This window comes from Halovenus salina (assembly GCF_026410925.1).
GTDB classification, from domain to species: Archaea; Halobacteriota; Halobacteria; order Halobacteriales; family Haloarculaceae; genus Halovenus; species Halovenus salina.
The window spans coordinates 3,070,029-3,093,109 of sequence record NZ_CP112972.1 but is presented as its reverse complement, the minus strand read 5'-3'; the positions used below and the strand labels follow the sequence as shown (position 1 = coordinate 3,093,109).

General features: G+C 61.4%; 26 protein-coding genes and 2 tRNA genes. 17 read left to right on the top strand and 11 right to left on the bottom strand.

Features of this window, described 5'->3' with window-relative positions:
• Positions 1-50 precede the first annotated feature (50 nt).
• The 4 genes from OSC37_RS15625 to OSC37_RS15610 all read right to left on the bottom strand — a co-directional run bounded on the left by OSC37_RS15625 (position 51) and on the right by OSC37_RS15610 (position 3,609).
• Positions 51-983 (bottom strand): alpha/beta fold hydrolase, encoded by a 933-nt coding sequence (locus tag OSC37_RS15625; RefSeq protein ID WP_267162361.1) that lies wholly within the window; start codon positions 981-983, stop codon positions 51-53.
• 25 nt (positions 984-1,008) lie between these two features.
• Positions 1,009-2,058 carry a methylmalonyl Co-A mutase-associated GTPase MeaB gene (meaB, locus tag OSC37_RS15620; protein WP_267162360.1) on the bottom strand — a complete coding sequence of 350 codons (1,050 nt, stop codon included), beginning with the start codon at positions 2,056-2,058 and terminating at the stop codon, positions 1,009-1,011.
• Positions 2,055-2,474, bottom strand: a complete 420-nt coding sequence (locus OSC37_RS15615; RefSeq protein WP_267162359.1) for a cobalamin B12-binding domain-containing protein — start codon at positions 2,472-2,474, stop codon at positions 2,055-2,057. The genes meaB and OSC37_RS15615 overlap by 4 nt, the downstream gene beginning before the upstream one ends.
• A gap of 112 nt (positions 2,475-2,586) precedes the next feature.
• Positions 2,587-3,609 (bottom strand): LamG domain-containing protein, encoded by a 1,023-nt coding sequence (locus OSC37_RS15610; RefSeq protein WP_267162358.1) that lies wholly within the window; start codon positions 3,607-3,609, stop codon positions 2,587-2,589.
• Between the two features lie 116 nt (positions 3,610-3,725).
• On the opposite strand from OSC37_RS15610, the gene OSC37_RS15605 reads away from it, so the two are divergent.
• Both OSC37_RS15605 and OSC37_RS15600 read left to right on the top strand, forming a co-directional pair.
• Positions 3,726-4,931 carry a potassium channel family protein gene (locus tag OSC37_RS15605; RefSeq protein WP_267164207.1) on the top strand — a complete coding sequence of 402 codons (1,206 nt, stop codon included), beginning with the start codon at positions 3,726-3,728 and terminating at the stop codon, positions 4,929-4,931.
• 78 nt (positions 4,932-5,009) lie between these two features.
• Entirely contained in the window at positions 5,010-5,213 is a 204-nt protein-coding gene (locus OSC37_RS15600) for a hypothetical protein (protein WP_267162357.1), read from the top strand.
• Here OSC37_RS15600 and OSC37_RS15595 read toward each other — a convergent pair.
• Together OSC37_RS15595 and OSC37_RS15590 are read right to left on the bottom strand one after the other, a co-directional pair.
• Positions 5,200-5,775 carry a magnesium transporter gene (locus OSC37_RS15595; RefSeq protein WP_267162356.1) on the bottom strand — a complete coding sequence of 192 codons (576 nt, stop codon included), beginning with the start codon at positions 5,773-5,775 and terminating at the stop codon, positions 5,200-5,202. The genes OSC37_RS15600 and OSC37_RS15595 overlap by 14 nt on opposite strands.
• A 19-nt stretch (positions 5,776-5,794) precedes the next feature.
• A complete protein-coding gene (locus OSC37_RS15590; RefSeq protein WP_267162355.1) occupies positions 5,795-6,367 on the bottom strand; it encodes a magnesium transporter in 573 nt (190 codons plus the stop codon).
• Between the two features lie 73 nt (positions 6,368-6,440).
• Between OSC37_RS15590 and OSC37_RS15585 the strand changes: the two genes are divergently transcribed.
• Positions 6,441-6,614, top strand: coding sequence for a DUF4177 domain-containing protein (locus OSC37_RS15585; protein WP_267162354.1), 174 nt, complete (start codon positions 6,441-6,443; stop codon positions 6,612-6,614).
• On the opposite strand, the gene OSC37_RS15580 is transcribed toward OSC37_RS15585, so the two are convergent.
• Genes OSC37_RS15580 through OSC37_RS15570 form a run of 3 tightly spaced genes read right to left on the bottom strand, consistent with a single transcriptional unit; the run spans position 6,615 to position 11,104 of the window.
• Positions 6,615-6,875, bottom strand: a complete 261-nt coding sequence (locus OSC37_RS15580) for a DUF7111 family protein (protein WP_267162353.1) — start codon at positions 6,873-6,875, stop codon at positions 6,615-6,617.
• Positions 6,876-6,922: 47 nt separating this feature from the next.
• The gene (locus OSC37_RS15575) at positions 6,923-9,415 is read right to left on the bottom strand and encodes a type II secretion system F family protein (RefSeq protein WP_267162352.1); all 2,493 of its coding nucleotides are present in this window, start codon (positions 9,413-9,415) and stop codon (positions 6,923-6,925) included.
• A 57-nt stretch (positions 9,416-9,472) separates the two neighbouring features.
• Positions 9,473-11,104: a type II/IV secretion system ATPase subunit gene (locus OSC37_RS15570; protein WP_267162351.1), complete on the bottom strand. Its 1,632-nt coding sequence runs from the start codon at positions 11,102-11,104 to the stop codon at positions 9,473-9,475.
• 279 nt (positions 11,105-11,383) lie between these two features.
• On the opposite strand from OSC37_RS15570, the gene OSC37_RS15565 reads away from it, so the two are divergent.
• From OSC37_RS15565 to OSC37_RS15500, 14 genes are all read left to right on the top strand, one after another.
• Positions 11,384-11,947 carry an NUDIX domain-containing protein gene (locus tag OSC37_RS15565; protein ID WP_267162350.1) on the top strand — a complete coding sequence of 188 codons (564 nt, stop codon included), beginning with the start codon at positions 11,384-11,386 and terminating at the stop codon, positions 11,945-11,947.
• A 61-nt stretch (positions 11,948-12,008) separates the two neighbouring features.
• On the top strand, positions 12,009-13,835 hold the full coding sequence (locus OSC37_RS15560; protein WP_267162349.1) for a S9 family peptidase: 1,827 nt from the start codon (positions 12,009-12,011) through the stop codon (positions 13,833-13,835).
• Positions 13,836-13,903: 68 nt separating this feature from the next.
• Positions 13,904-14,611: a class I SAM-dependent methyltransferase gene (locus OSC37_RS15555; protein ID WP_267162348.1), complete on the top strand. Its 708-nt coding sequence runs from the start codon at positions 13,904-13,906 to the stop codon at positions 14,609-14,611.
• A gap of 62 nt (positions 14,612-14,673) precedes the next feature.
• Entirely contained in the window at positions 14,674-15,054 is a 381-nt protein-coding gene (locus OSC37_RS15550; protein WP_267162347.1) for a Rid family detoxifying hydrolase, read from the top strand.
• Positions 15,055-15,067: 13 nt separating this feature from the next.
• Positions 15,068-15,274 (top strand): DUF7981 family protein, encoded by a 207-nt coding sequence (locus OSC37_RS15545; RefSeq protein ID WP_267162346.1) that lies wholly within the window; start codon positions 15,068-15,070, stop codon positions 15,272-15,274.
• Between the two features lie 27 nt (positions 15,275-15,301).
• Positions 15,302-15,383: transfer RNA gene (locus tag OSC37_RS15540), tRNA-Ser, on the top strand.
• A 232-nt stretch (positions 15,384-15,615) separates the two neighbouring features.
• Entirely contained in the window at positions 15,616-16,194 is a 579-nt protein-coding gene (locus OSC37_RS15535; protein WP_267162345.1) for a hypothetical protein, read from the top strand.
• A 78-nt stretch (positions 16,195-16,272) separates the two neighbouring features.
• The gene (locus OSC37_RS15530) at positions 16,273-16,416 is read left to right on the top strand and encodes a DUF7560 family zinc ribbon protein (RefSeq protein WP_267162344.1); all 144 of its coding nucleotides are present in this window, start codon (positions 16,273-16,275) and stop codon (positions 16,414-16,416) included.
• Positions 16,417-16,575: 159 nt separating this feature from the next.
• Complete coding sequence (locus tag OSC37_RS15525; RefSeq protein WP_267162343.1) at positions 16,576-16,806, top strand: hypothetical protein; 231 nt, start codon at positions 16,576-16,578, stop codon at positions 16,804-16,806.
• A 141-nt stretch (positions 16,807-16,947) separates the two neighbouring features.
• Positions 16,948-17,199: an MTH865 family protein gene (locus OSC37_RS15520; RefSeq protein ID WP_267162342.1), complete on the top strand. Its 252-nt coding sequence runs from the start codon at positions 16,948-16,950 to the stop codon at positions 17,197-17,199.
• Between the two features lie 62 nt (positions 17,200-17,261).
• Positions 17,262-17,363: transfer RNA gene (locus OSC37_RS15515), tRNA-Gln, on the top strand.
• 64 nt (positions 17,364-17,427) lie between these two features.
• The gene (locus OSC37_RS15510; protein WP_267162341.1) at positions 17,428-18,258 is read left to right on the top strand and encodes an HD domain-containing protein; all 831 of its coding nucleotides are present in this window, start codon (positions 17,428-17,430) and stop codon (positions 18,256-18,258) included.
• 40 nt (positions 18,259-18,298) lie between these two features.
• Positions 18,299-18,757: a MaoC family dehydratase gene (locus OSC37_RS15505; RefSeq protein WP_267162340.1), complete on the top strand. Its 459-nt coding sequence runs from the start codon at positions 18,299-18,301 to the stop codon at positions 18,755-18,757.
• Positions 18,758-18,822: 65 nt separating this feature from the next.
• A complete protein-coding gene (locus OSC37_RS15500) occupies positions 18,823-21,150 on the top strand; it encodes a PKD domain-containing protein (protein ID WP_267162339.1) in 2,328 nt (775 codons plus the stop codon).
• Positions 21,151-21,265: 115 nt separating this feature from the next.
• On the opposite strand, the gene OSC37_RS15495 is transcribed toward OSC37_RS15500, so the two are convergent.
• Both OSC37_RS15495 and OSC37_RS15490 read right to left on the bottom strand, forming a co-directional pair.
• Positions 21,266-22,111, bottom strand: coding sequence for a class 1 fructose-bisphosphatase (locus tag OSC37_RS15495; RefSeq protein WP_267162338.1), 846 nt, complete (start codon positions 22,109-22,111; stop codon positions 21,266-21,268).
• 6 nt (positions 22,112-22,117) lie between these two features.
• Positions 22,118-22,915 carry a class I fructose-bisphosphate aldolase gene (locus OSC37_RS15490; RefSeq protein ID WP_267162337.1) on the bottom strand — a complete coding sequence of 266 codons (798 nt, stop codon included), beginning with the start codon at positions 22,913-22,915 and terminating at the stop codon, positions 22,118-22,120.
• Positions 22,916-23,081 lie beyond the last annotated feature (166 nt).

Here is a 23,081-nt window from a genome sequence, read left to right as displayed (position 1 = left end):
ACCAAAGCGGACGCCAAGTGCAAGATAGTTGTGGTCACCGGAACGGAGAACTACTGGACGGCCCGTTTCCCGTCGGTAACCGTCTCGGCGAACTGCGCTGGATGTTCGGTGTGGGGAAGCAGCTTCGCCCGGTCGAAGACAACGAGACCGGCGTCAGCCGCCTCGGCGAGGCTGCGGCCCCGAGAGAGGGGGAGCATGTCGCTGTTGCGCCCCCAGACGAGGGTTACCGGTACGTCGACCGCCGAGAGGGTATCCGCGAGGTCGGTATCCGGGTCCAGAAAGCCACTGACGAACGAGGCCGGCGCGAATCGCGCGCCGGGCTGGTGGGCGGTCTGCCACTCGTAGTCCCGTACCTCCTCAGTGTAGTTGTCCATGTCGTAGTAGCCGTGGTCGGACTGGAAGTACGACAGGCCGCGCTTGCTGACCATGAGGTTAAACAGCCCCTGGCCGAGCACCGGCGAGCGCACCAGCGCGCGAAGCCACACCTGGCGCGAGCCCATCGAGGAGTCGGTCGGGCAGGCGAGGACGAGCTCGTCGATATCGGCAGATTCGGCGGCCTCGGCGACGTAGCTTCCAGTCAGTCCAGAGGCCACGACCAGCGGCTGGTCGGCAAGTTCCTCGATTGCGTCGGCGACGAACGTGGTATACAGCGACGCCGAGTACAGCAGTGGGGGACGGTCGGAGTGGCCGAATCCGGGCAGGTCCGGCGCGATGACGTGGTACTGTTCGGCGAGTTCCTCGGCGACACCGGCGAACTCGTGGTTCGAGGTCGCCGCGTTGATGCCGTGAAAGAGGAGAACGTCGTCGTCTTCGGGGTCGCCGAGTTCGGCGTACGCGATGTCGAACCCGCGCCAACGGTAACTCCCCTGGTCGCCGTCGAGCAGCCCCTCGACCTCCTCTCCACGAGAGGCGAGCAGCCTGTTGGCGAGTGCCGTCCCGCCGACCGTGCCGGCGGCCGCTGCGAGTACGTTGCGAAGCTTCATACTCGAATAGAGAATGGCCGCGTGCTTAGCTGCTGTGGTCTCTGCGCCGGTCGCGCACACAGTCGGCCAGCGGACCGACCAGCTCGTCGGCGACGGTGTAGGGGTCGGTCTCGCGGGTGAGAACATCCTCGACGTACTCGTCCATCCCACCTCGGCGGTCGAGTTCCTCGGCCATCAGGTCGTTCACGTCCTCGCGGACCAACGTCCGAATCTCTTCGGCGTAGCGGGTCCGAGCCTGGCGTTCGCGTTCGCCGGAGCTGTCGAGATAGTCGGCGTGGGTTTCGAGCGTGTCGAGCACCTCCTCGACGCCCTCGCCGCGTTTGGCGACTGTTTCGATAATTTCGGGGTCCCAGCCCTCGGATTCGGCCTCGATTTGCAGGCCATCAGCGCTCTCCATCGCGCCTGCGCCGTGATGGCCGGCCGACTGCAGGATTGCGCCATCGCTGTAGTCGAGCATCTCGCGCAGCTCTTGGACGGTCCGATTCGCGCCGTCGAGGTCGGCCTTGTTGACGACGAAGAGGTCGCCAATTTCGAGGATACCGGCTTTGAGCATCTGGACATCGTCGCCGCTACCGGGCGGGACCAACACCATCACGGTGTCGGCGGTCTTGACGATGTCAATCTCGTTTTGTCCCGCGCCGACGGTCTCAATAATGATTTTGTCCTTGCCAAAGGCATCCAGTGCCTTGACGGCGTCTGTCGTCGCCGTCGACAGTCCGCCAAGGGAGCCACGCGCGGACATCGACCGGAAGAATACGTCCATGTCGCCGATGTTCGACCCCATCCGGATCCGGTCACCGAGAACTGCCCCGCCGGTAAACGGCGAGGAGGGGTCGATGGCGATGACACCGACGGTCAGCCCGCGGTCGCGGTAGGTCGCGGCCATCTTGTCGACAAGCGTGGATTTCCCTGAGCCCGGCGAGCCGGTGACGCCGATAACATCTGCGTTGCCGGTATGTTCGTGCAGGCGCGAGACGAGGTCGCGGTGGCCGCTCCGACGGTCCTCTATTTTCGTGATGACGCGGGCGAGCGCGCGGTGTTTGCCCGCCAGCAACTCGTCGATCAGGTCGCTCATTCTTTCTCTGGCGTGTTCTCTCGCACGAACTCGACCATCTGCTCCATCGACGCCCCGGGGCCGAACACCTCTGAAACCCCGAGTTCCTTGAGTTCCTCCTCGTCATCGTCGGGAATAATTCCTCCAACAAGGACGAGCGTGTCCTCGAAGGCGTCGTACTCTTCGAGACCGTCGATAATCTCGGGGACGAGCGTGTCGTGTGCACCCGAGAGAATCGAGATGCCGAGGACGTCAACGTCCTCTTGGACCGTTGCCTGAACGATTTCTTCGGGAGCGCGATGGAGTCCCGAGTAGATTACCTCGAACCCTGCGTCCCTGAACGCCCGCGAGATGACGTGTGCCCCGCGGTCGTGGCCGTCCAGGCCAACCTTGGCTACCAGACACCGTATCGTTCGCTGTTCCTGGTCTGCGCTCATAGGTACACGTTTGACCGGTTCCCGTTTGGCTTTTTCGAATACAGCCCCGCAAACGCTCCGGAAGCTGCATGTTCTGACAGCTCCCGGCCAGAACACGGTGAGTGTGACCGAGTTACGGCTCCATCGCGGTCGTGATTCGCTCAATCTGGCCCGAATCGAATGCCGTGTAGTAGAGCCGGAGTTCACAGATTTCGCCGTCAAGATACTGACTCGGGTTCTCGAAGTCACGGCCGAGGTGCATATCACCCATTCCGACAGCCTCGGAGTGTGTTCCGCCGTCGACCCGCTCCCCGTCGACATAGAGGTCGTAGCTACTTCCGTCGTAGGTGCCGACAACGACATGAGTGGTGTTCGTCGACACTGCGCTCGAAGAGGCGACCTGATTTGCGTACTCTACGGCGTAGTCGATAGAGTAGCTGCTGGTGTAGCTTTCGTCGATTTGGCCACTTAGCTCGAAGAACCACTCCTGGCCGCTGCCGAACTGGTGTTCGATAAGCTGATTGACAGATTTGGAGCCGGTGTTACCGGTCTGGACGTATTTGACAGCCACGGTGAACTCCGTCACGTCTTCCGGCGCACTGATATTTGTGATATCGACGTAATCATCGTTGCCGTCGAACTGGAGGCCGCAACCACCCCACTGAGGACCGTTTCCGCCGTTATCATCTTCGAGTGTTCCTTCGTTTCCGTTTCCGGAACTATCGGCCAGCACGTCTGGATTCTCTCCCCGCTCGAACGTGTAGTAGGCGGTGAAGTCTCCGAGTTCCTCGCGGCTATCGACTTCCTCCCGGAGCAGGACAGAGTTCGCCTCGTCTTGGGAGACGACAACAATCTCGCTGCCGGGGACGGTCGGTACCAGGACCGTCTGTCCTGCGTTATCCGAGTCGATTCGTTCGATTTCCGTGCCGTCGAGTTTGATTACCACATCCGTCCCGAGTGCCCTGGGCTGAAGGACGAGACCGGCAGGTGACTGCTCAATTTCGAAAGACGCGTCGGCAGTCGGTGTTCCGTACCCATCGAGAAACGTCAACCCAACCACGGCCACGATGCTGCCGACAATCAACACCACCGCGACTAGTAGAATATTGCCGACGATAGGAGAAGCCGCGCGTCCGTCACTCTCGTCAGATATCATTAATCCTAGTCGCTGTGCAACGGAAATAAAAGCATCTCTTAGGAGAACTGGCGTCTCCAGTTCGCGTTTGCCTTAGCGCCGATAGAATGAAACGGCTGTCGAGTGAAGACGGTGGCATGGTCACAGCCGAGGGCGGAGACGAGTCGGCTGCCGTCGAGTACGAGCCCGTCGGCGTCAAACAGCTGCTGGTCTCGATGAAAGATGTGTCGGAACTGATGGTGGACCTGGCGTATTCGGCGCTGTTACACAACAGCGACGCGCTGGCAGACGAGGTACTCGAACTGGAGTCGCGGATGGACGTCCTCCAGATGCAGGCCCGGATGAACACGCTCATGGCTGCGCGCACGACGACAGATTCGAAACAGCTTGCGCCCGTTCTTGGCATCATCGGCGCTGCAGAGAAAATCAGCGAGGCTGCCGGCGACATCGCGACCGTGGTTCTCGGCGACGAGGAACTCCCGGGGTCGATACGTGCCGCTCTGCCAGATGCGATGGAAGTGCTCGCCCGCGCGACAGTCGACGACGGGTCTCCCTACGAGGGACGCACGCTCGGCGAAATCGACCTCGAAACAGAGACCGGCGTTCGGGTCATCGGTGTCCACGACGAGGAGGAGTGGGTGCTCACACCGAATCAAGAGACGAGACTGGATGCGGGCGACGTGTTGTTACTCCGTGGTGCAGAGTACAACCTCTCGACGGTGTACGAGACGGCGACTGGCACTCCCTACGAGCAGCCCGAGGAAAGCGAGTCAGACATCACCGACCTGCGGCGGGCGGTCGACACCATCGTGTTGATGAAAAACGTCAGCGAGCTGTCTGTCGACCTGGCATACGCGAGTGTCCTGCTTGACGACACCGACCTCGCACAGGAGGTCCACGCCCTGGAGGTCGAGGTCGACAGCCTCCAGTCGCGTCTGGAAGCGTGGATTCTCCAGGCCGCGACGGAGGTCGACCAGCCGGTGCGGCTCCGTGGACTCCTCCATCTCGCCAGCAGTACCGAGCTGATAAGCGACGCCGCGCTCGAAATCACCGAGGGTATCCTCAGAGATATCGACACACACCCCGTGATCACCGAGTCGGTCCGTGAAAGCGACGTGGCTGTCCGCCGGGTAGAGGTACACCGCGACAGCGAACTCGCCGGCAAGACCGTCGCCGGCGTGCTCGAGGCCAACCCCGGCGTTTCGGTTATCGCCATCCGCCGGTCGAACGACGAATGGGTGTTCTACCCGGACGGGGAAGAGCAGGTCGATGCCGGAGACAGGCTCATCGCTCGGGGAACCTGGAACGCGACCGAGAAGCTGGTCGCGACAGTCCGGGGCTGAGTGAATTCCGGAGGTGACAGACACCGGCCTGGGATTGGAGTCGGGAGATTCATTTTGCCGCGGGAACTATCCCTTCGTATGGTGGGTGAGATACAGCGCACCATTGCCGTCTGGACCGTTCTCCTCGTGCCCTTTGTCCTTCTTGCGCTGTACCTGTACGCAAACGGGGAGCTGACGCCCCGGTTCGTCGCGTTCTACTGGTTCCCGGCGGCGGTGTTGACTTTGATCGGCACGCTCCCGACGCCCTGGTCTGTCCTTCAAGCGCTTGCTATCCCAGGATAAGCCTGGACACGCCAAGAAAGATGACCATCCCGAACACGTCGACGACGTTGGTCACGATTGGGATTGTGGTGTCGTCGGGGTCGATACCCAGCCGGTAGGAAGCGTAGGTGGTTCCGAAGCTGAAGGCAATCGCAATGAGCGCAAGCGAGAAGCCGCTGAGAAGCGAGATGGCAAACAGCTGGGGAATCCCTGCCTGCGAGTCGATAAACAGCCCAAGTACAGCGGCTCCCGCAGCGAGAGCGGTAAACAGCGTCGCTGCAAGCGCGAGAATCGCAAGCACGTTCGCCCAGAGCACGCGGTCACGCGGGTCGAGTGTCGTCGTTCCGAGGTGGAATCGGGTGGTGAGCCGGGCGCTCAGGATAGCACCAAGGTTGCCGCCCATCGCGACCATCGTCGGCACCATCACCGAGAGAATCGGATACCGTTCGAGCAGCACCTCTGCTTCTTCGAGGCGGATACCCGCAAAGAGGACGATGACCACGAGCACCAGCAACATCGGGAACATGGTCCTGACGATTGTCTGCCAGCGCCAGCTTTCCCCGGTGCCGGATGTGCCGACCATCAGGATTGCACCCCTCGACTCATGGAATCACCACGCTCACGAGCCAGACAGAGAAAAACAGAAAAAGCATCCCGAAGACATCACCGAGTGTCGTGACAATCGGGCCGACGAGGTTGTCGGGGTCGTATCCGCGCTTGAAACCGGCAAACAGCAGGGCAAGCAGTCCGAAAATCATCACTCCGGAGGTCAGCAACGCGGCGATGAACATGATGAGGACGAACTCAATCAGGCGGGCGTGTTCCCAGCCGAGCAACAGGAGAGCGACCCAGGTGATAACACCGATGACGAGAGAGAGACCGATGCCGTTGACGAAGGAAGCGATGACGGCGTTGACGAGTCGGTCGTCGCGCTCGAAGGTGGGGTCGATAAGGCCCTGATGGAGGCCGCTTGCGACGCGTCCGCCGAGGGCCCCGTAGACGTTGCCGCGGGTGGCAAGAAACACCGGGACCATCACCAGAAGTCCGGGAAAGCGTTCGGCGGCCCCGACCAGCGCGTCGAGGACGAGTCCAGAGAACAGCCCGCCGAGGAGTGCGACGAGCAGGACCGGCAGCGACTCCCGGTAGATGCGCCAAAACTCTGCCCGGGTCTCCATATCTGGGAGTCGGCGAGTTCGCTGTTAAAGCTACCGGGCCAGGGGTTTTCAGTCGGCGCTCCCTCTAGCAGGTGTGACAGACCAGAAGTTCGTCTACACGACACACGCCACCCAGACACGAAGTAACAAGATGAACAACATCGAGTCGGTGATCAACGAACACGCGAGCGAGGGGTGGCGGCTCAGCGAGACACTCGAACGGGATGGAACGACAGTCGGCCTCGTCTTCGAGCGTCGCCTGGACTGACTACATCCCCATATCGTCGGCTTCCTCGGGGACAGGCAGGTCGTGGGGAGAGACGCCGAGTAACTCCGCGGCGTGGTCGAGCGCCATATCGAACCCGTAGTACCGCTCCAGTTCGTCCCCCGCATCGTCACGCACCTTCAGCATGGCGTACCCCTCGATGTTCTGTGCGACAGTCGCCTCGCGGCCGTCGTGTGTGAACGTCAGCAGGCGTTCGGTATCGGTCTCCTGGTAGGTGACACTGGGGCTGTTTTCGGTGTTCACAGCCGGATCTGAGGACCGAGGACACCCAAATCTACCGGTTCACTCTGTTACTCCTCTTCCGGGTCACCGATGTAGGTCACGTCGACCTCGACGCCGGGCGTGCTGCGGTCCGACAGCCCCTGGTAGGGACCGTCGGCCTGACTCTCACCGGACCGATACGGCAGCGCGAAGTCGAACTGTTCGTTCCCGTTCGTCTCCCGATGAGCGACGACAAGGACCGTCTGGTCCTGGGTGATTGTTCCCTCCTGTAACGGTACGAATACATCGCTGTGGCTGCCAGCCGAGAGGTACTCTGTGTAGCCGAGTAGCTCCACCTCGTCGTCATCGAGGCTATCACCCCCGTAAACTGCGACGTAGCCGCCCTCAGAGAGTGACGCTGAGTCCAGAAACACGGATTCGCCGTCGCTGGTGGTGTCGAGCGCCGAGATGGAGGCTACTGGTGAGGTGAGGAGGAGCACCGCCACGTACGCGATACCAAGCATGATGGCGGCGTGTTTGACGCCGTCACGAAGCGAGCCCTCGCCGAGTTGCCCGGCGATAAACCCCGCAGCGACGGCCTGGACGATTGCGGCATGGAAGAACACGAGCGTGTAGGCAGCCTTGTCTACCTCACCGAAGCGGGCGAAGGCATCGGGACTGGCCCCGAGTCTATTCAGCTGGTCACCTTCCGGAAGTGCGACGTTATCGGGCAGGCTGGGGACGAGCACCTCGTTGACGGCCAGGATGATGACCAGGAAGACAGCAAACGAGACGTAGATGACGACCAGATACGTGAACATCTGCTGGCGGCGCTGGCGGCGAAGCTTCACCTCGGCGCGGGCCTGTTCGGAGGCGATTCGGAGCACCGGCCCCATCTCACCGCTGGCTCGCATCGCGTTCGTCAACAGCGTCACGACGCGGGTGATAGCTGTCGTCCGAACCCGACGACCGAACCGGATGAGGGCGTCGTCGATGTTCGCACCGAACTCGATGTCTCGCCAGATACGCTCGACCTCGGGCGTGAGCACGCCGAGGTCGCTCCCTCTGACCCGCTGGAACCCCTCGACGACGGACATCCCGGCCTCGTTGAGGCTCGCGAGACGTTCGAGCATCTCCGGAGTGGCGGCCTCGATACGGTCGATTCGGCGCTTATACACCTCGCGGACGATGGCATAGGTGCCAAGCACGAACAACACCGACTGGACGACCAGGTCGTCCAGGATCCGGATTGCGATGCCGTCAGCCTGGAGCGCCGAGGGCAGTCTGAGAAAAAAGGCCACCAGCGCAATCGGGACGGTAACCCAGAGCAGCTTAGCCGGGTTTCGCAGGAAGACCCGAAGGGGACTCCCGAGCGCCGCCTTCAGCCCGCGGACCTGGTCGTAGAGGTCGAGCATCCGTCGGTTGTCCAGCTCGCGTTCCTCGTCGTAGCCGCCGTCTGGCTGTCGAACGGCACGGTTTGGCTCTGGCGCGATCGGCGTCGAGGTCGAGAGCTTGCTCAGAACCGACCCCCCACTGCGTCTCGCCACCCCGAGCTGGTCGAGTTTCTGCTGGAGGAAAACGGCGAACCCTGCGTTCGCAAGCGGAACCAGCAGGTAGACCATTATCTTGAGTATCCACAGCGTATCGGTCGTCGTCAGCCCGAAGACGAGCAAGATGGTGATGAGGAACAACACCCCCGCAACGAGGACGGTGACGTATCCCTCGGCTATCGTGGCGAGGACATCCAGAATCTCTTCCTGGCGTTCCTCAGCGTCCTCGCGGAAGCGCTCGTACTGTTCCTCGAGAAAGCCCGGGAGCTCTCGGCCGCTCTGGAGGATGCTGCTGAGATTCTCCGAGAAGGTCTTGAACTGCTCGCTTGGCGTCCGCTCGGCCATCCGACGCATCGCCGATATCATGTCGGTCCCGAAGAGATTCATCTCGCGGGAGGCGACAGAGAACTCCGAGGCCGTCTCGCCGTAGACCTCGCGGTTGTCGGTGAGAATCTGGAGAATCTGTGCGAACTCCATCCCGCCGCGCGAGAGCGCGAACATGAACGCCGTCGTCCGCGGGAGCCCCTCGTCGATTGCCCGTCGGCGAACCTCGGCGTCGCTGGCGGGCAGTTGCCACCTGAAGACGTAGGCAAGCGTTCCCGTGAGCAGCCCGGAGACCGCTCCACCGCCCAGCAGAACCAGCCAGCGAGTCTGGCTTGCCAGCTCGTACTCCCAGTCCGGCGTGATGCCGAGCGGTGTCGTAATCGTCCGTGGAAGCCCGGCCAGCAGTTGAACGATGGGTTCGAGCACCGCCAGGACTCCCGCCAGTGCGTACGCGCCAGCAATCCCGCCAGCGATGAGACCAATCACGGCGTAGAGGTACGTCTTTGCCGCGTACGTGCGGTAGCTCGTCTCGATAAAGGCCGACTGAATGCGGTTCTCTCGCTGTTCGTTCACCGAGACGAATCGGCCGAACAACACGCGTGCAATCCGGTTGAGCGTCCCCTCGATTTGGGGGCTGAGCTTTCCGCCGACGTAGGCAGACAGCGAGACGACCACCACCAGTGGCGGAAACAGCCAGACCGGGTTCACGATTGACCTCCCGGTACGGCCGTGCTGGCGTCAAGCGGACGGTCGTGGCGTTTCATCTTAGCCCTCCACTTCGGCCGTCTCGTTCTCGATACGCTCCATGACCTCCTCGGGGTCAGCGTAATACTTGTTGACCATCGCCGTGAACCGCCGGTAGTCGGTCACGCCGTTGTCCTGCAGATACCGGAGGAATCTCCGGCGGTTTCGGAGCTCACCCAGCAGCTCTGACTCGCTCCAGCCCCGCTCTTCGCGAATCTCTTCGAGCAACTCCGAGCCCTGGTCTCTGAACTCGTCGGTCTGAGAGTCCCAGGCGTAGGTGTTCGAGTAGTCGAGCTCGCCCGTCCGCTGGTCGATTCCCTCGATTTCGGCGACGGTCTTTGCACGGCGGACCCGTTCCCCGCCGGACCGGCCGAGCACCTGGACCCACAGAATGTCGAGCGACGTGACCATCGGACGAGGGACGTTGATCGGCTCGTTTTCCAGCCGATTGATGACCGTCTGGACCGAGTCGGCGTGCATCGTCGAGAACGTCGTGTGGCCGGTGTTCATCGCCTGGAACAGGGTGATAGCCTCCTCGCCACGGACCTCGCCGACGATGATGTACTCCGGCCGGTGGCGCAGCGCCGAGCGCAACAGGTCGTACATTGTGATGTCAGCGTCACCCATACGCTCGCGGGTGACCGAGGACAGCCAGTTGTCGTGATACAGGGAGAGTTCGCGGGTGTCCTCGATGGTGATGACCTTCGAGCGTGGCGGCAGGAACATCGAGATAGCGTTCATCGAGGTGGTCTTCCCGGCGGCAGTCCCGCCGGCGAAAATTAGCGACCGGTTGCTCTCGATGGCGAGCCACATGAACGCCAGAATCTCGTCGTCGACCGTGCCGTAGTTCATCAGGTCGATTGGCGTGAACGGTTCGTCGGCGTACTTCCGAATCGTAAATGCTGATCCCTTCGGGGTCACCTCCTCCCCGAGCGCCAACTCGATACGTGACCCGTCGGGCAGCGTCGTCGAAACTACGGGGTCCGAGACCGAGACGTGTCGGCCCGACTGCTGGGCGAGCTGGATGACGAAGTTCGCAAGCTCCTGAGACTCGTAGCTCACGCTCGTCTCGATGTCGGTGTACTCGTCGTGATAAACGAAGATGGGCAGATCCGGCCCGTCACAGGAGATGTCCTCGATGTGCGGGTCGTTCATCAGCGGGTCGAGCTTGCCGTACCCCTGGAACGAACGGTGGAGGTAATAGAAGAGACGGTAGAACATCTCGTCGGTTATCTGGACGCCATACTCCTCCAGTCTAGCCTCCAGTTCCTCTCGGAGGGCCTGCTCCGGGTCATCTGCAACCGCGTCCCGGTACAACAGCGGCCCGCGAATGTCTTCAAACAGTCGGTCGAGGAGGTCACTCTCCATCTCGGTCAGCGTCGGCTCGACGACGTGGTAGTAGTGTTTCGTCTCCTCGGGGTCGTAGTTTATCGAGATAAACGTAAACGGGACGTTGACCCAGTAGCGGTCGACCTCCTCGTACCCCGGAAGGCCGTCGAATCGAACCAGCGGGTCGTGACGTGCCGGGTCGTATTCGGTGAGTGTCACGGTCGACCCGGTCAACATTCTCGCAGCCCGCGAGAGCCACCCCCGGAGCCCCGCGGCTGCGTCTTGCCCCGTCCCCACACTGCTATCTTCACTCTGTTCAGACATCGTTAGTGCGTGAAATCAATGGTTGATTGGCACCTTGCGGAGCCATCTACTTAAATGACACTCGAATGCGTCTCCCGTGCCGTGGCATCAAACAGGACGTTCGTCTGAGATGCCGACACATTTTTAAGTATGGAACCCGAAGATGTAAGTAGAGAGTAATTTAAACTTTTTTCACAAGTTTTAATAGCAATTCTCCGCTACCAATTACTCCCGGAAGCAGGCTGAATATCCGGCCGTACCGAGACGTGACCACGAGCGAATGCAGTGTCGACGGACAATATGACAGGAGACACACACTATGCCCCTCCAGAGGCGACCGCCGAAGGCGCACTCACACTTGAAGACCCAGCCACCCTGCGAGAGCGCGAGGACATCACCGTAACGGAGACCACCCAGGAACACGAGACACGAGACCACTGCGGAATAGACAACGACGGGCACGTCGTCGTCGCGGTCAGAAACAGTAACGACGAGCTGCTTCTCATGCAAAACGACGAGCACGAAATCGCGATACTCCCACACGGTACCGTCGAACCCGGCCAAGACTGGGCGGCGGCCGCACGAGAGGAGGTAGAGGCGGTAACTGGCGTCTCTATCGCTCTCGACGGCGTCGACGTTCTCAGAGATGTCGACCACGTCGTTGAAGACGAGGAGGAGCCACACGTGTCGACATACCGCGTCATCTTTGCTGGGCGACCGGTCGGCGGCGAGATTCAGGACTGCAAACAAGGTCCAGAAGCCGGCAGCGACAGATGGTGGACCTGCTGGTCGGACGGCCTGCCCGCGGAAGCCTCCGTTCCCCCGGGCGGCCCGGGCGAGGACCTGACGTACATCCTCGACTGACGCGACGAGATATCGGCACCGCCTCACCGACGGCGTGCACCACCCCGACGGACACTACACTATGACACACGGAGATACGATTCACGACGTTGCAATCGAGCCGGAGACACTCGCAAGCCTGCCGTCGTTTTACGCGCCGACGCTCTCACCAGACGGCCGCGAACTCGCCTTCTTCCACGACACGAGCGGTCGGATGGAGCTCTATACCCTCTCGCTTGCCGACGGCGAGTGGACCCAGTGGAGCGACGGGAACGTCCCGACGAACCTCAGCGGTGGTATAGAGTGGGCCGCCGACGGCAGTCACCTCTACTTCCACCGCGACCAGGATGGCGACGAACAGAACGACATCCACGCAATCGAGCGCGACGGTTCCACCGAGCCGGTCATCGAGACAGACGGCCAGACCCATCTGATGGCGGTCGACCCCGACGGGGAGTTCCTCGTCTGTGCGTCGACCCACGCGGGCCAGATGAATCTCCACCGCTTCGATCTCGACGGCGGGACGACCCAGCTGACCGAACACGAGGACCGCGTCAACCACGTCGCCGGGGCACTCTCGCCCGACGGGACAGAGGTCGCGTACGCGACAAACGAGTCGGACGACCCGGAGAATCTCGACGTATTCGTCGTCGACACCGACGGCGGTGAGCCGGTGAACCTTGAGGTCGGCGAGACCGGTGCCACGGCCGGCGTTGGCGACTGGTTCCCGGACGGCGAGCGCCTGCTCGTCGGCGACGACACGCCTGACCTCGGCCGTGTCGGCGTCTACGACCGCAGCGATGGCAGCCTCCGCTGGCTCAGCGATGGCGACGGCGTCGAGCGACCGACAGCGGTTTCGCCTGACGGACAGCGGGCGCTGGCCTTGCGTACACGCGACGCGGCGACAGTTCCGGTCGTCTACGACCTCGCTACCGGCGAGAGCCGAGAACTCGACGTACCGACCGGTGTCGCGACTGGTATCAGCGGCTCCGACGGCGGGTTCGTCGACGAGAGGACCGTCCTGCTGACGAACCAATCGGGCACCGAGCGGCAGTCGCTGCTTCGGTACGACCTCGCCGAAGACACCGTCGAGACGGTCATCGAACCGGAGTACGACGGCGTCGACCCGTCGCTGTTCGTCGAACCCGAGTACGTCACCTACGAGTCCGAAGACGGCCTGGAGATTGGTGCCCTGCTCTACGAGGCACGCGAGGAACCGGGCCCCGCGGTCGTCTACCCACACGGCGGGCCGACCGCACAGACCGAGCGGGGATTCAATCTCTATCTGCAGTTCCTGGTCAGCGAAGGGTACACTGTGTTGGCCCCGAACTACCGCGGGTCGACAGGTCGCGGGCGCGAGTTCCGCAACCGCATCCGCGAGGACTGGGGCGGGATGGAACAGGTCGACATCAAGCGGGGCGCGGAGTGGCTGGCCGACCGTGATTCGGTCGACCCCGACCGCATCGCGATTTTCGGCATCTCCTACGGCGGTTACTCCGCATACTGTCAGCTGACGATGTATCCCGAGCCGTGGGCCGCAGGCGTCGCACACGTCGGCATGAGCGATCTCCAGGTGCTCTACGAGGAGTCGATGCCACACTTCAAGTCGATTCTCGAAGACATGCTCGGCGACCCCGAAGAGAACGCTGAGCGGTACCGGGAGCGGTCTGCAATCAACCACGTCGAGAATCTAGAAGACCCAATCCACATTATCCACGGCGTTAACGACCCGCGCTGTCCCATCTCCCAGGCGCGGCTGTTCCGTGACGCTCTCGAAGAGCGTGGACTGACCGCGGGCGAGGACTTCGAGTACACCGAACTCGGCGCGGAAGGGCACGGCTCGACGGATATCGAACAGAAAACCCGGGCGTTCGAGTTGCTCGCGGACTTCCTCGACCGCCGGGTGTAACGCGCCACGACCCCCAACCCCACGACTCGATGCTGAACGTTTGCCCACATCCAGAGAGATCTACGACAATGACAGACAAGACCCACGACGAAACAATCGACTGGAACGAGTTCTGGAAGACAGCCGACGAGACCGACCGAGAGGGAGCTACGCCGAGTTCCTACCACGCCATCGACCTGCTACCCGAGTTCTTCGAGGAGAAGGGCGTCCCCTCGTCGTTCGCGGATGTTGGCTGTGGCCCTGGCGACGTGGCTTTCACCATCGCATCGGAGCATCCTGAGACGACTGTCGTCGGCTACGACGCCGCAGCGTCGGTGCTGGACGAAAACCGGGCCCGCGCCCGCGAGGACGGCATGACCAACATCGGATTCGAGCAGGCGGTTCTGCCGGAGTTCGAGCCCGGCCGCAAGTTCGAGACCGTCTTCTGTTTCGGGACGATGGCCTACGTCGAGGAATCGAAACGTGCAGTATCACACCTCTACGATGCGGTCGAGCCGGGAGGCCACCTCGTGATGAGTTACGTCAACAGCAGCGGCCAGCAGCATTACAATCAGACAATCGAGAATCCGCAACAGCGGATGGAAGCAGACGACAACTTCGACCCCGACCGGTTCGAAGAGCGGTTCAAGCTGATTATTGAGGGCGAGAGTACCCTCTCGTACCGGGCGATACACGACGCGGTCGGGACCTGGCCCCGGAGCTTCTGGGAGTTCACCGAGAAGCCAGACCAGCCCTGGGCCTGGGACCACGTCCCTCTGGTCTGGATTCCCAAGTAGCCACGGTATCGGGCCGGGTGTGCTCCGGATTTTTTATATAGACTCCGTGAGCGATAGGAGATATGCGGGAGATTATCCACACGGACGACGCACCGGAGGCAGTCGGCGCCTACAGCCAGGGAGTCGAGACCAACGACCTCGTGTTCACCGCCGGGCAGATTCCGCTCACGCCGGAGGGTGACCTGCTCGACGGGGCCTCGATAGACATCCAGACCGAGCAGGCCCTCGAAAACGTCGAGGCCGTCCTCGCGGAGTCCGGCCTGGAGATGGACGATGTGGTGAAGATGTCGGTCTACCTCGACGACATCGACGACTTCGACGAGATGAACGAAATTTACGAGACGTTCTTCGACGAGGAGGCACCGCCAGCCCGCAGCGCAATCGCTGTCGACGAGTTGCCAAAGGGCGTCGGCGTCGAAATCGAAGCAATCGCCACGAAATAACGCCGCGTCACCGATGGACCCCCGTACCAAGTCCAGTCTGCTGTGGGGGGCCGTCGCTACCCTCTCGTTTCTGGTGTTGTTGCAGGCGTATCACCTGCTTGGGAACGACTTTGTCGGCATAGGGCCGATGGCGGCGGCAGCAGTCGGTGTGTTTGTCGCAAGTTCGCTGACGACACACCGCTTGGCCCCACAGCTTGCACCACGGAACGAAAGGCCTTAATCCACGCCCCCTGCTATGGTTCGATGGGCCAGGATGGCCGAACGGTAAGGCGCACGCCTGGAAAGCGTGTTCCCTTTCGGGATTCTGGGTTCAAATCCCAGTCCTGGCGCTTCTGTCAACGCCACAACGCGAGCGAAGCGAGCGCCGGCGTGGCCCCAACGTCTACCGAAGGGTACCGTCGCCGATACTCGGGAGAGACATGGTGCAGAAAACCACATTTGTGAGATTAAAGCCTGATTTTAGAACTTAAATCAGACATTTGTCCACTTCTGCCGGCGTAAATAAGCATGGGTACCCATGCAGAGAGACTATCCACACTGGCGTGTTGGATGTACGTGTCTATGGAAGATATAGAGCAGAACTGGCATCGACATGCACACGGTCAGGGGTTGTACGTACTGAGTTTCTACGAGAGCGCGGGAAAGGTATCGCCGATATTCGAGCGGCGTGCACGAGAGATTTTCGAGGAACACGGCCTCGACGATATTCAGGAAGACGAGTACTACCACTACGACAGAGTCGCGCCCGCCTTCTACGATGTCGTCGATAACATCGGCGAGAAGACGATGCGAGAGGGCGGCCGGCAGATGGGCCGAGACGTTCCCTGGCCAGACGGCGTTGAGACAGCACACGATGGCCTCCAGACAATAGACGCGGTACACCAGCAGGCGACACCGACTTTCAAAGACGGCAGGGAGATAGATGTCGACCGACCAGCCGGTGGATATACCTACGAGCGACTCGGTGAAACTGCCGCACACGTTGGCATCACCGAACGGTATCCGAACCCAGCAATCATGGCCGAAGGTGTCTTCCTGGGTATCGTAGACAGTCTATCAGCAGACGGTACCTCGGTCACCATCGAGGAGACCAATGCGGGCCACGACGAACGAAAGGCCTGGGAGCTTTCCTGGCAGTGACTCTCTCCGGGTAGACACTTGAATACCCCACAATAGTGTGGCTGTATACTCTTCCTGAAAGAGTTCGGAGATAAACTAATGGCAGTCTCGCGAAACCAGACGTTCGCCTGCCCGAAATGTGGCGAGCAGTTTCCGGTAACCGAGTCGACGCGTGACGCCCTCCTCCAGAACGGCTGTCCACGCTGTACGGCACGCGTCTCGGCCGAACACATTTCCGGGTAGGAGACGACGACCTCCCGACCGAGACCGTGGTCGCTGTCGGCGTTTCTGTATGACAGCAGGTGACATCCACGCCCGGGTTACGTTTGCCAGTTTTGGTGGCCGAGTCGTCGGACGGCTGTCTGACGCCATTTAATGATGAAAGAGGCCCATACATATTGTATGCGCATACGCCGAGGCGACTTCGAGCGGATTCGCTCGGTCCTCAAGGAGGCCGACGCGGACCAGCCGATGACGGCGCGCGAGATTCTGGAGTTACTCGACGAGCACGGCGAAGAGTTCGACAGCGCTCACCGTGTGGCCACAGTACTGGGCCGAGGAGCACAGAACGGTGCCGTCGAGGTTATTCGCGACCAGCCCTACCGCTACCGCTTTCTCGACGAGCACAACTGAGGTGTCCCGGCAACGATTCGGGCGAGACCACACCGTCGGCAGCCACCGGTGTGTCAGCCGTCCTTCCCGTGATAAACTCACAACGCCGGAAAAGTTGCATCAGATATAAATCTTTTTCAGCGGGTGCGAGATACTAGTGGTATGGTCAACAAAGACGACCTGCGCGAGCAGTTCATCGAAGCGTTCGAAGGAGCAGATTACCCGATCAGCAGCCCGATGGATCTCGTCCCTGCACTTCCACAGGGGCCCTCGACGACGTTCGAGTCGGGTGACTTCTCCATGACAGCGATGGAGTTGAACACAAAGATTAGCGGCGGCGACTGGCCCTACGAGAGTGCCGACGCCTTTGTCGACGACGTGATAGACCAGCTCGAAGACCAGGACCACATCTAAACCGCAGGCTGGCCCGGAGAGAAAGTAATGTACTTGTACGTGCAATTGGTAGACCTGGCTGCAGCCCTGTGGTGTAGTGGCCAATCATAGCGGCCTTTGGACGCGTCTGGCGTCGCCTACGCGGAAGCAAGCCGCTGACGCTGGTTCGAATCCAGCCAGGGCTATCCGGTTCTGGGCCGTATATCGCCCGACCAAGGTATTTTTGCTGACCTGTGAAAAACTGTGCGTATGAGTGAAGAAACCAGGAGTCTCGACGCAGCCGAGGACGGCATCGACCGTCATTACACCCCCGACGCCGACCACGCCTTCCCCGACAAACGTGTCAACGAGGTACTGGGGTATCTCGACGACGACGAAGAGATAGCTGCCTACCTCGAGGCCCAGAACGTCAACCCGGTCGACAGGTTGGGGTACAACGACCACGGGACCAAGCACATCGAGATTGTCCACAATCGGGCGCTCTGTCTCTACGACCTTCTCAAACGGGGCGGCGTCGAGTTCAACGGCGCAGCCGACCAGGGGCTCGAGGAAGCCGACGAGGCTGTTATCATCGCACTCGCAGCCCGACTGCACGATATCGGCCACGTCGTCCACCGCGAGGACCACGCCTACTACTCGATTCCGCTCGCGGCCGACATTCTCGACCGCATCCTCCCGGAGTTCTACGACACCGCCGAAGCAGTCCGCGTGAAAGGCGAGGTCCTTCATGCCATTGTCTGCCACCACAGCGAAGAGGACCCTCTCACGAGGGAGGCAGGCGTCCTCCGCGTCGCCGACGCGCTCGACATGGAGCGGGGGCGCTCACGAGTTCCGTACGAGAGCGGCGGACGGGGCATCAACACCGTCTCGAGCCAGGCTATCGAGGACGTATCTCTCAAGACAGATGTCGACAAGCCAGTGCTCGTCGAGATAGAGATGACCAACGCTGCCGGCGTTTATCAGGTCGACAGCCTTCTGAAGAAGAAAATCGACCGGTCCGGTCTCACCGAGTACCTCCGCATCGTCGCGGTCAACACCCACGACGGCGACGACACCATTGTCGAACGTATCGAACTCTGAGCCCGAAAGCTAGTTGTCCCCCCGCGTGCATCTCCCGACGATGACAGGACTCTATTACGAGGAGTTCGAGGTCGGCCAGACAATCGCCCACGACAAGCGCAGGACAGTCAGCGAATCCGACAATCAGCGGTTCTGTGATATGACGATGAACCAGCAGCCGCTGCATCTCGACGAGGAGTTCGCGGGTGAGACACAGTTCGGCGAGCGAATCGTCAACGGCATCTACACCCTGGCGCTTGCGGTCGGGATGACGATTCCAGACACAACAGACGGAACTGTCGTCGCAAACCTCGGGTACGACAACGTCGAGCACCCGAAGCCTGTCTTTCACGGCGACACGATTCGCGCAGAGACCACCGTACTCGACAAGCGCGAGACCAGCGACGGCGAGCGCGGCGTCGTCACGATGGAGGTCGAGGCCTTCAATCAGGACGACGAGGTGGTCTGTTCCTTCGAGCGGACCGTCCTCGCGCTCAAAGCGGAGTCCGCCGAGGAGTAGCGCCGTTCTCATCGAGAAGAATCGCGAACCCGCATTTATTACCCTGTGTGTCGTACCTCCGCGAGATGAGTAGCGGTAACCACACAGGCCACGCTGGTGTATCCAGGGCGACGCTCTTGTTTCTCCTTGTCGCTGTCGTCATCGTCGCGGTCGGTGTGGTTGCTACAGGTGTCACGGCCGCACAATCCAGCGACGATTCCCCACCTGAGTTAGGAGGCGGCGAGAAAATAAACACGACCGCAGTCGAAGTAACGATCGTCGACGATAGCGGGATTCTGATGAGTAGCGTCGATACTGACGATTTCCTCCTCAGTGACGGCGAACTATCCCACATCACGCGCCTGCCAGATGGGACGAGCGCGTCGGTTACACTCGTGTTGGCAGAGCCGATACCGGTCGAGGAACTGACCGTCGGTATTGCGAGCGACAGCGACATCAGCAACGTCAATGGAACACAGATCCAGACCGGCGGAGACGCACAAACTGTCACAATATCCGGCATGGACGGAGTGCCGCCGCGCGTGCTTGGAACGGATACGGGCGACGCCATCGGGAGCCCGGCAGAGCTCGAATTCAGGTTCGACGAGCGGCTGTCGGACATTACCGTCGAAGTCACCGGGCCGGAAAACACGACACTCGGAATCGACGACTTCGATAACCCGGTCTCGAACCGGTACGTCGCGCGGTATACGCCCCCGGAGTCCGGCGAGTACACGGTGTCGCTGGCCAGCGTGACAGACAGGGCAGGAAACACCAGAAACACGACCCTGGCCCGACAGATTCGGGCCGACAGGACCCAGCCCGAGGCGGTCATCGGCATCGATTTCGGTGCCTCAAGCGGCGTGAATATCACCTTCGACGCGAGCCAGTCAGCTGGGAACGAACTCACCTACCAGTGGGACTTCGGCGACGGCGCGACAGCGACCGGCGAACAGGTGTCTCACGAGTTCACGCCCGCGGAACACACAATCTCGCTGACGGTCAGAAACGGGTTCGGCAACACGGACCAGGACACCGTCGACCTGAACCTCACGGGTGGGCTGGACTCGGAGACAGACGTCGACAGGGACAACGAGACTGCGCCAGTCGTCCTTGTCAACAGAGATGGCTCCGAGAACGCCCAGAGCAGTCTCGTCAGCGTGACCGGCGCGCTCGCACGCGAGCAGATTAAAATCGGAACTATCAGCGACAGTGAGACGCCGCTGGTCACCCGCAACGCCGTCTCACTCGACCGGCTGGCTGTCACTCCGACAGTCGATTCGAGCTTCTCACTCGCGCTCTCCGGACTCGGGACAGGCGAGATAACCGACGCTGCAACGGGCGGTGCTGTCGAAATCGGCGGATTCAGCGTGCTCACCGACATCGAAGAGAACGAGGTGTCGACCGCCGAGTTCGTCTTCAGCATCGACGCTCAGCGGCTGGACGTACTCGGAACAGCTCCGGAGGATGTCGTGTTGCGCCGGGAATCCGGCGGCGAGTGGACGACCCGCAACACGACGGTCCTGGCCGACAGGGGCGAACAGTACCAGTTCGTCGCTGAAACCCCGGGATTCTCTCGGTTTGCGGTCGTCGCCACAAACGCGACGACAGCCCCAGGCGAGTCAGAACCGGACGGCGGCGAGAACGAGACTGACGAGACAAACAGGACGGCAGCATTCGAGGTGACCGACGCGGCAGTCGACCCGGTCGAGATAGCGCCCGGCGAGAGTGTTGAAATCACTGCACAGGTAGAGAACACGGGCAACGCTGCTGGGAGCTTCCGGGCGGGGTTACAGCAAGACGGTGCAGTCGTCGAGACGCGCGAGACAGCGGTCGAGCCGGGCGAGTCGGCGACCGTCCAGTTTACCCGAACGCTCTCCGAAAGCGGGACGGTACCGTTCGCCGTCAACGACACCACTGCCGGAGACGTCACGGTCCTCGAACCCGAGGACAACGGGAGTTCGACGAACACTACCCCTGGCGACGAGTTGAACGTCAACGAGAGTGCCTTCACCGTTGCGAACGTGACGATCAACGAGTCGAGTATCGGCACCGGAGATAGCGTTCGCGTCGAGGGCGATGTGGTGAACGAGGGGGACGAACAGGCCGACTACATCGCAGAGCTCGAAGTCGACGGCGAAGTAGTCGACACCTTCGACGTGCCGGCAGTTCACGGCGGGACGGATATCCCGGTAACGTTCACGCAGAGATTTAACGAATCGGGGACATACAACATCAGCATCAGCGGCACAGCGAGCGAATCACAGCTGGAGGTTGGAGGCGGAGGAGGACTGTTCAGCTTCCTTGGTTTCCTGCCGCTGGGGTTGGTTCAGACCGGGCTAGCGTTCCTCGGCGTTCCGCTGGCCGTTATCTATCTCGTGTTGAAATCAGTCGCCTTCTATCTGGGTTACTGATAGTGATTATTGCGGTACTTTTCAGACCTGTTTTAGTGAATCGCTCGTTTCATAGTCCGATGTGGGCGATAAGTGAAACCATGGCGGTAAAGACTCGCAATAATCACTATGAAGGCTACGCCAAGACAGATTCGAGAGCCGCGATGAGTGCGTCGTTGCCGACGAAGACGGGCGAGCGCTCGTGAATCTCCGTCGGCGTCTTCTCGAGCAGTGACCGCGAGCCGTCCGAGGATGCGCCGCCGGCGGCCTCGACGATGTACGCCATCGGGTGACCCTCGAACTGGAGGCGCAGCTTCCCCTCGGGGTTGTCGGCGAGCATCGGATACCCGAAGATGCCGCCGTAGGTCATCACCTGGTTCACGTCAGCGACCATCGCGCCGCCGTACCGGAGTTTGAGGCGGTCATCCTCGACGGACTCGACGAAGGCCGCGAACTCCTCGGGCCAGTCGGGAGCGCGCCCACCGAAGCCGTAGGTCACGGGTTCGGATGGGACCGTCACATCCTCGTTGAGCACCTCGCGCTCGCCGTCCTCGACGAGGAACTCCGTCACCGTCTCGCCGACTGCGGTCACCATCGTCGTAATCGGCCCATAGAGAACGTAGCCGGCGGCAACAAGCGCGTCCCCGGGTGCCGGTGGCTGTTCGTCGTAGATGCCGACGATGGTGCCCATCCCGTTGTTCGATTTGAGGTTCGAAGAGCCATCCAGAGGGTCACAGGCGACGTGATAGGAGCCGCTGTCCACGGAGAGACTGTCTCGTTCCTCGCTGGCGTAGGAGCCGACGCCGTCGAGCGCGAGCAGTTGGTCTTCGAGGCGGTCGTCGGCGTAGACATCGGCCGCGAGTTGCTGTTCGCCGCTCGGATTCTCTCCAGCCTCGTAGGAGCGACGGGAAGCTAACACCTCGCGCACGTCCCCCGCGACCCCGGCGACCGTATCGAAAACGGCCTCAATGGTATCGGTCATGCTCGCTTACTCGTCGGCGACAGCGAGTGCCGTATCGACCGACGATTCCTCGAAGATGACCTCCTCCAGCGCGTCGAGGATGTACTCGGGGTTCTCGCGCTGGAAGATGTTCCGGCCGACGGCCAGCCCAGCACCACCGGCGTCGATGACCGCCTTCACGCTTTCGAGGAACTCGCGGTCGCTGCGCTTCGAGCCGCCGGACATGATAACTTTCGTCGGGCCGGCCATCTCGACGACGCGTTCCATCGCTTCCTTGCTGCCGGGATATTTGACCTTCGCGATGTCAGCGCCGAGCTCCATTGCCTGTCGGGCCGCGTAGGCGATAACGTCGGATTTGGTGTCGTTTTTGACGCCCTGTCCCCGCGGGTAGGCCCACATCACGACCGGCATGTCGTGGTCGCGGGCGGCTTCTTGAACGTCGCGGAACTCCTCGGCCATCTCGACCTCGTGGTTCGAGCCACCGTACAGCGTGAAGCCGACCGAATCCGCGCCGACTTCGTCGGCGTACTCGACCGACCAGTTCACCGCAGAGTCATACTCGCCCATCCAGAGGTTCGATGTGCCGTTGACTTTCGCCAGCAGGTCCACGTCCTCCTCGTAGGAGGGATAGTACGCCTCAGCGACTCCTTTCTGGACTGCGAGGCTCGTCACCGCCGGGTGGGTCGCCACGTCGAAGACGCGTTCTGGGTCTGCGCTTTCGGGCACGTCCTCGAAGTCGACAGGCCCGTGTTCGAGTCCGTGGTCGTACGCGAGGATGAGTACCTTGCCGTCTCGCGAGAGGGGTGAGTCGTCGATGGGTCGCATAGCTATCCTCAGATGCACGCAGTACAAATAAAGGTCTTTTGACCCACTCTGACCGGCCCGTGACACGTCAGTACACATCAAAAGGCAGAACTATCTTGTTCATACAGACGAAGAGACGATACGTAGAAAAAGTCAGTATCATCAGCCACAAGTCCAGTATGTGTTG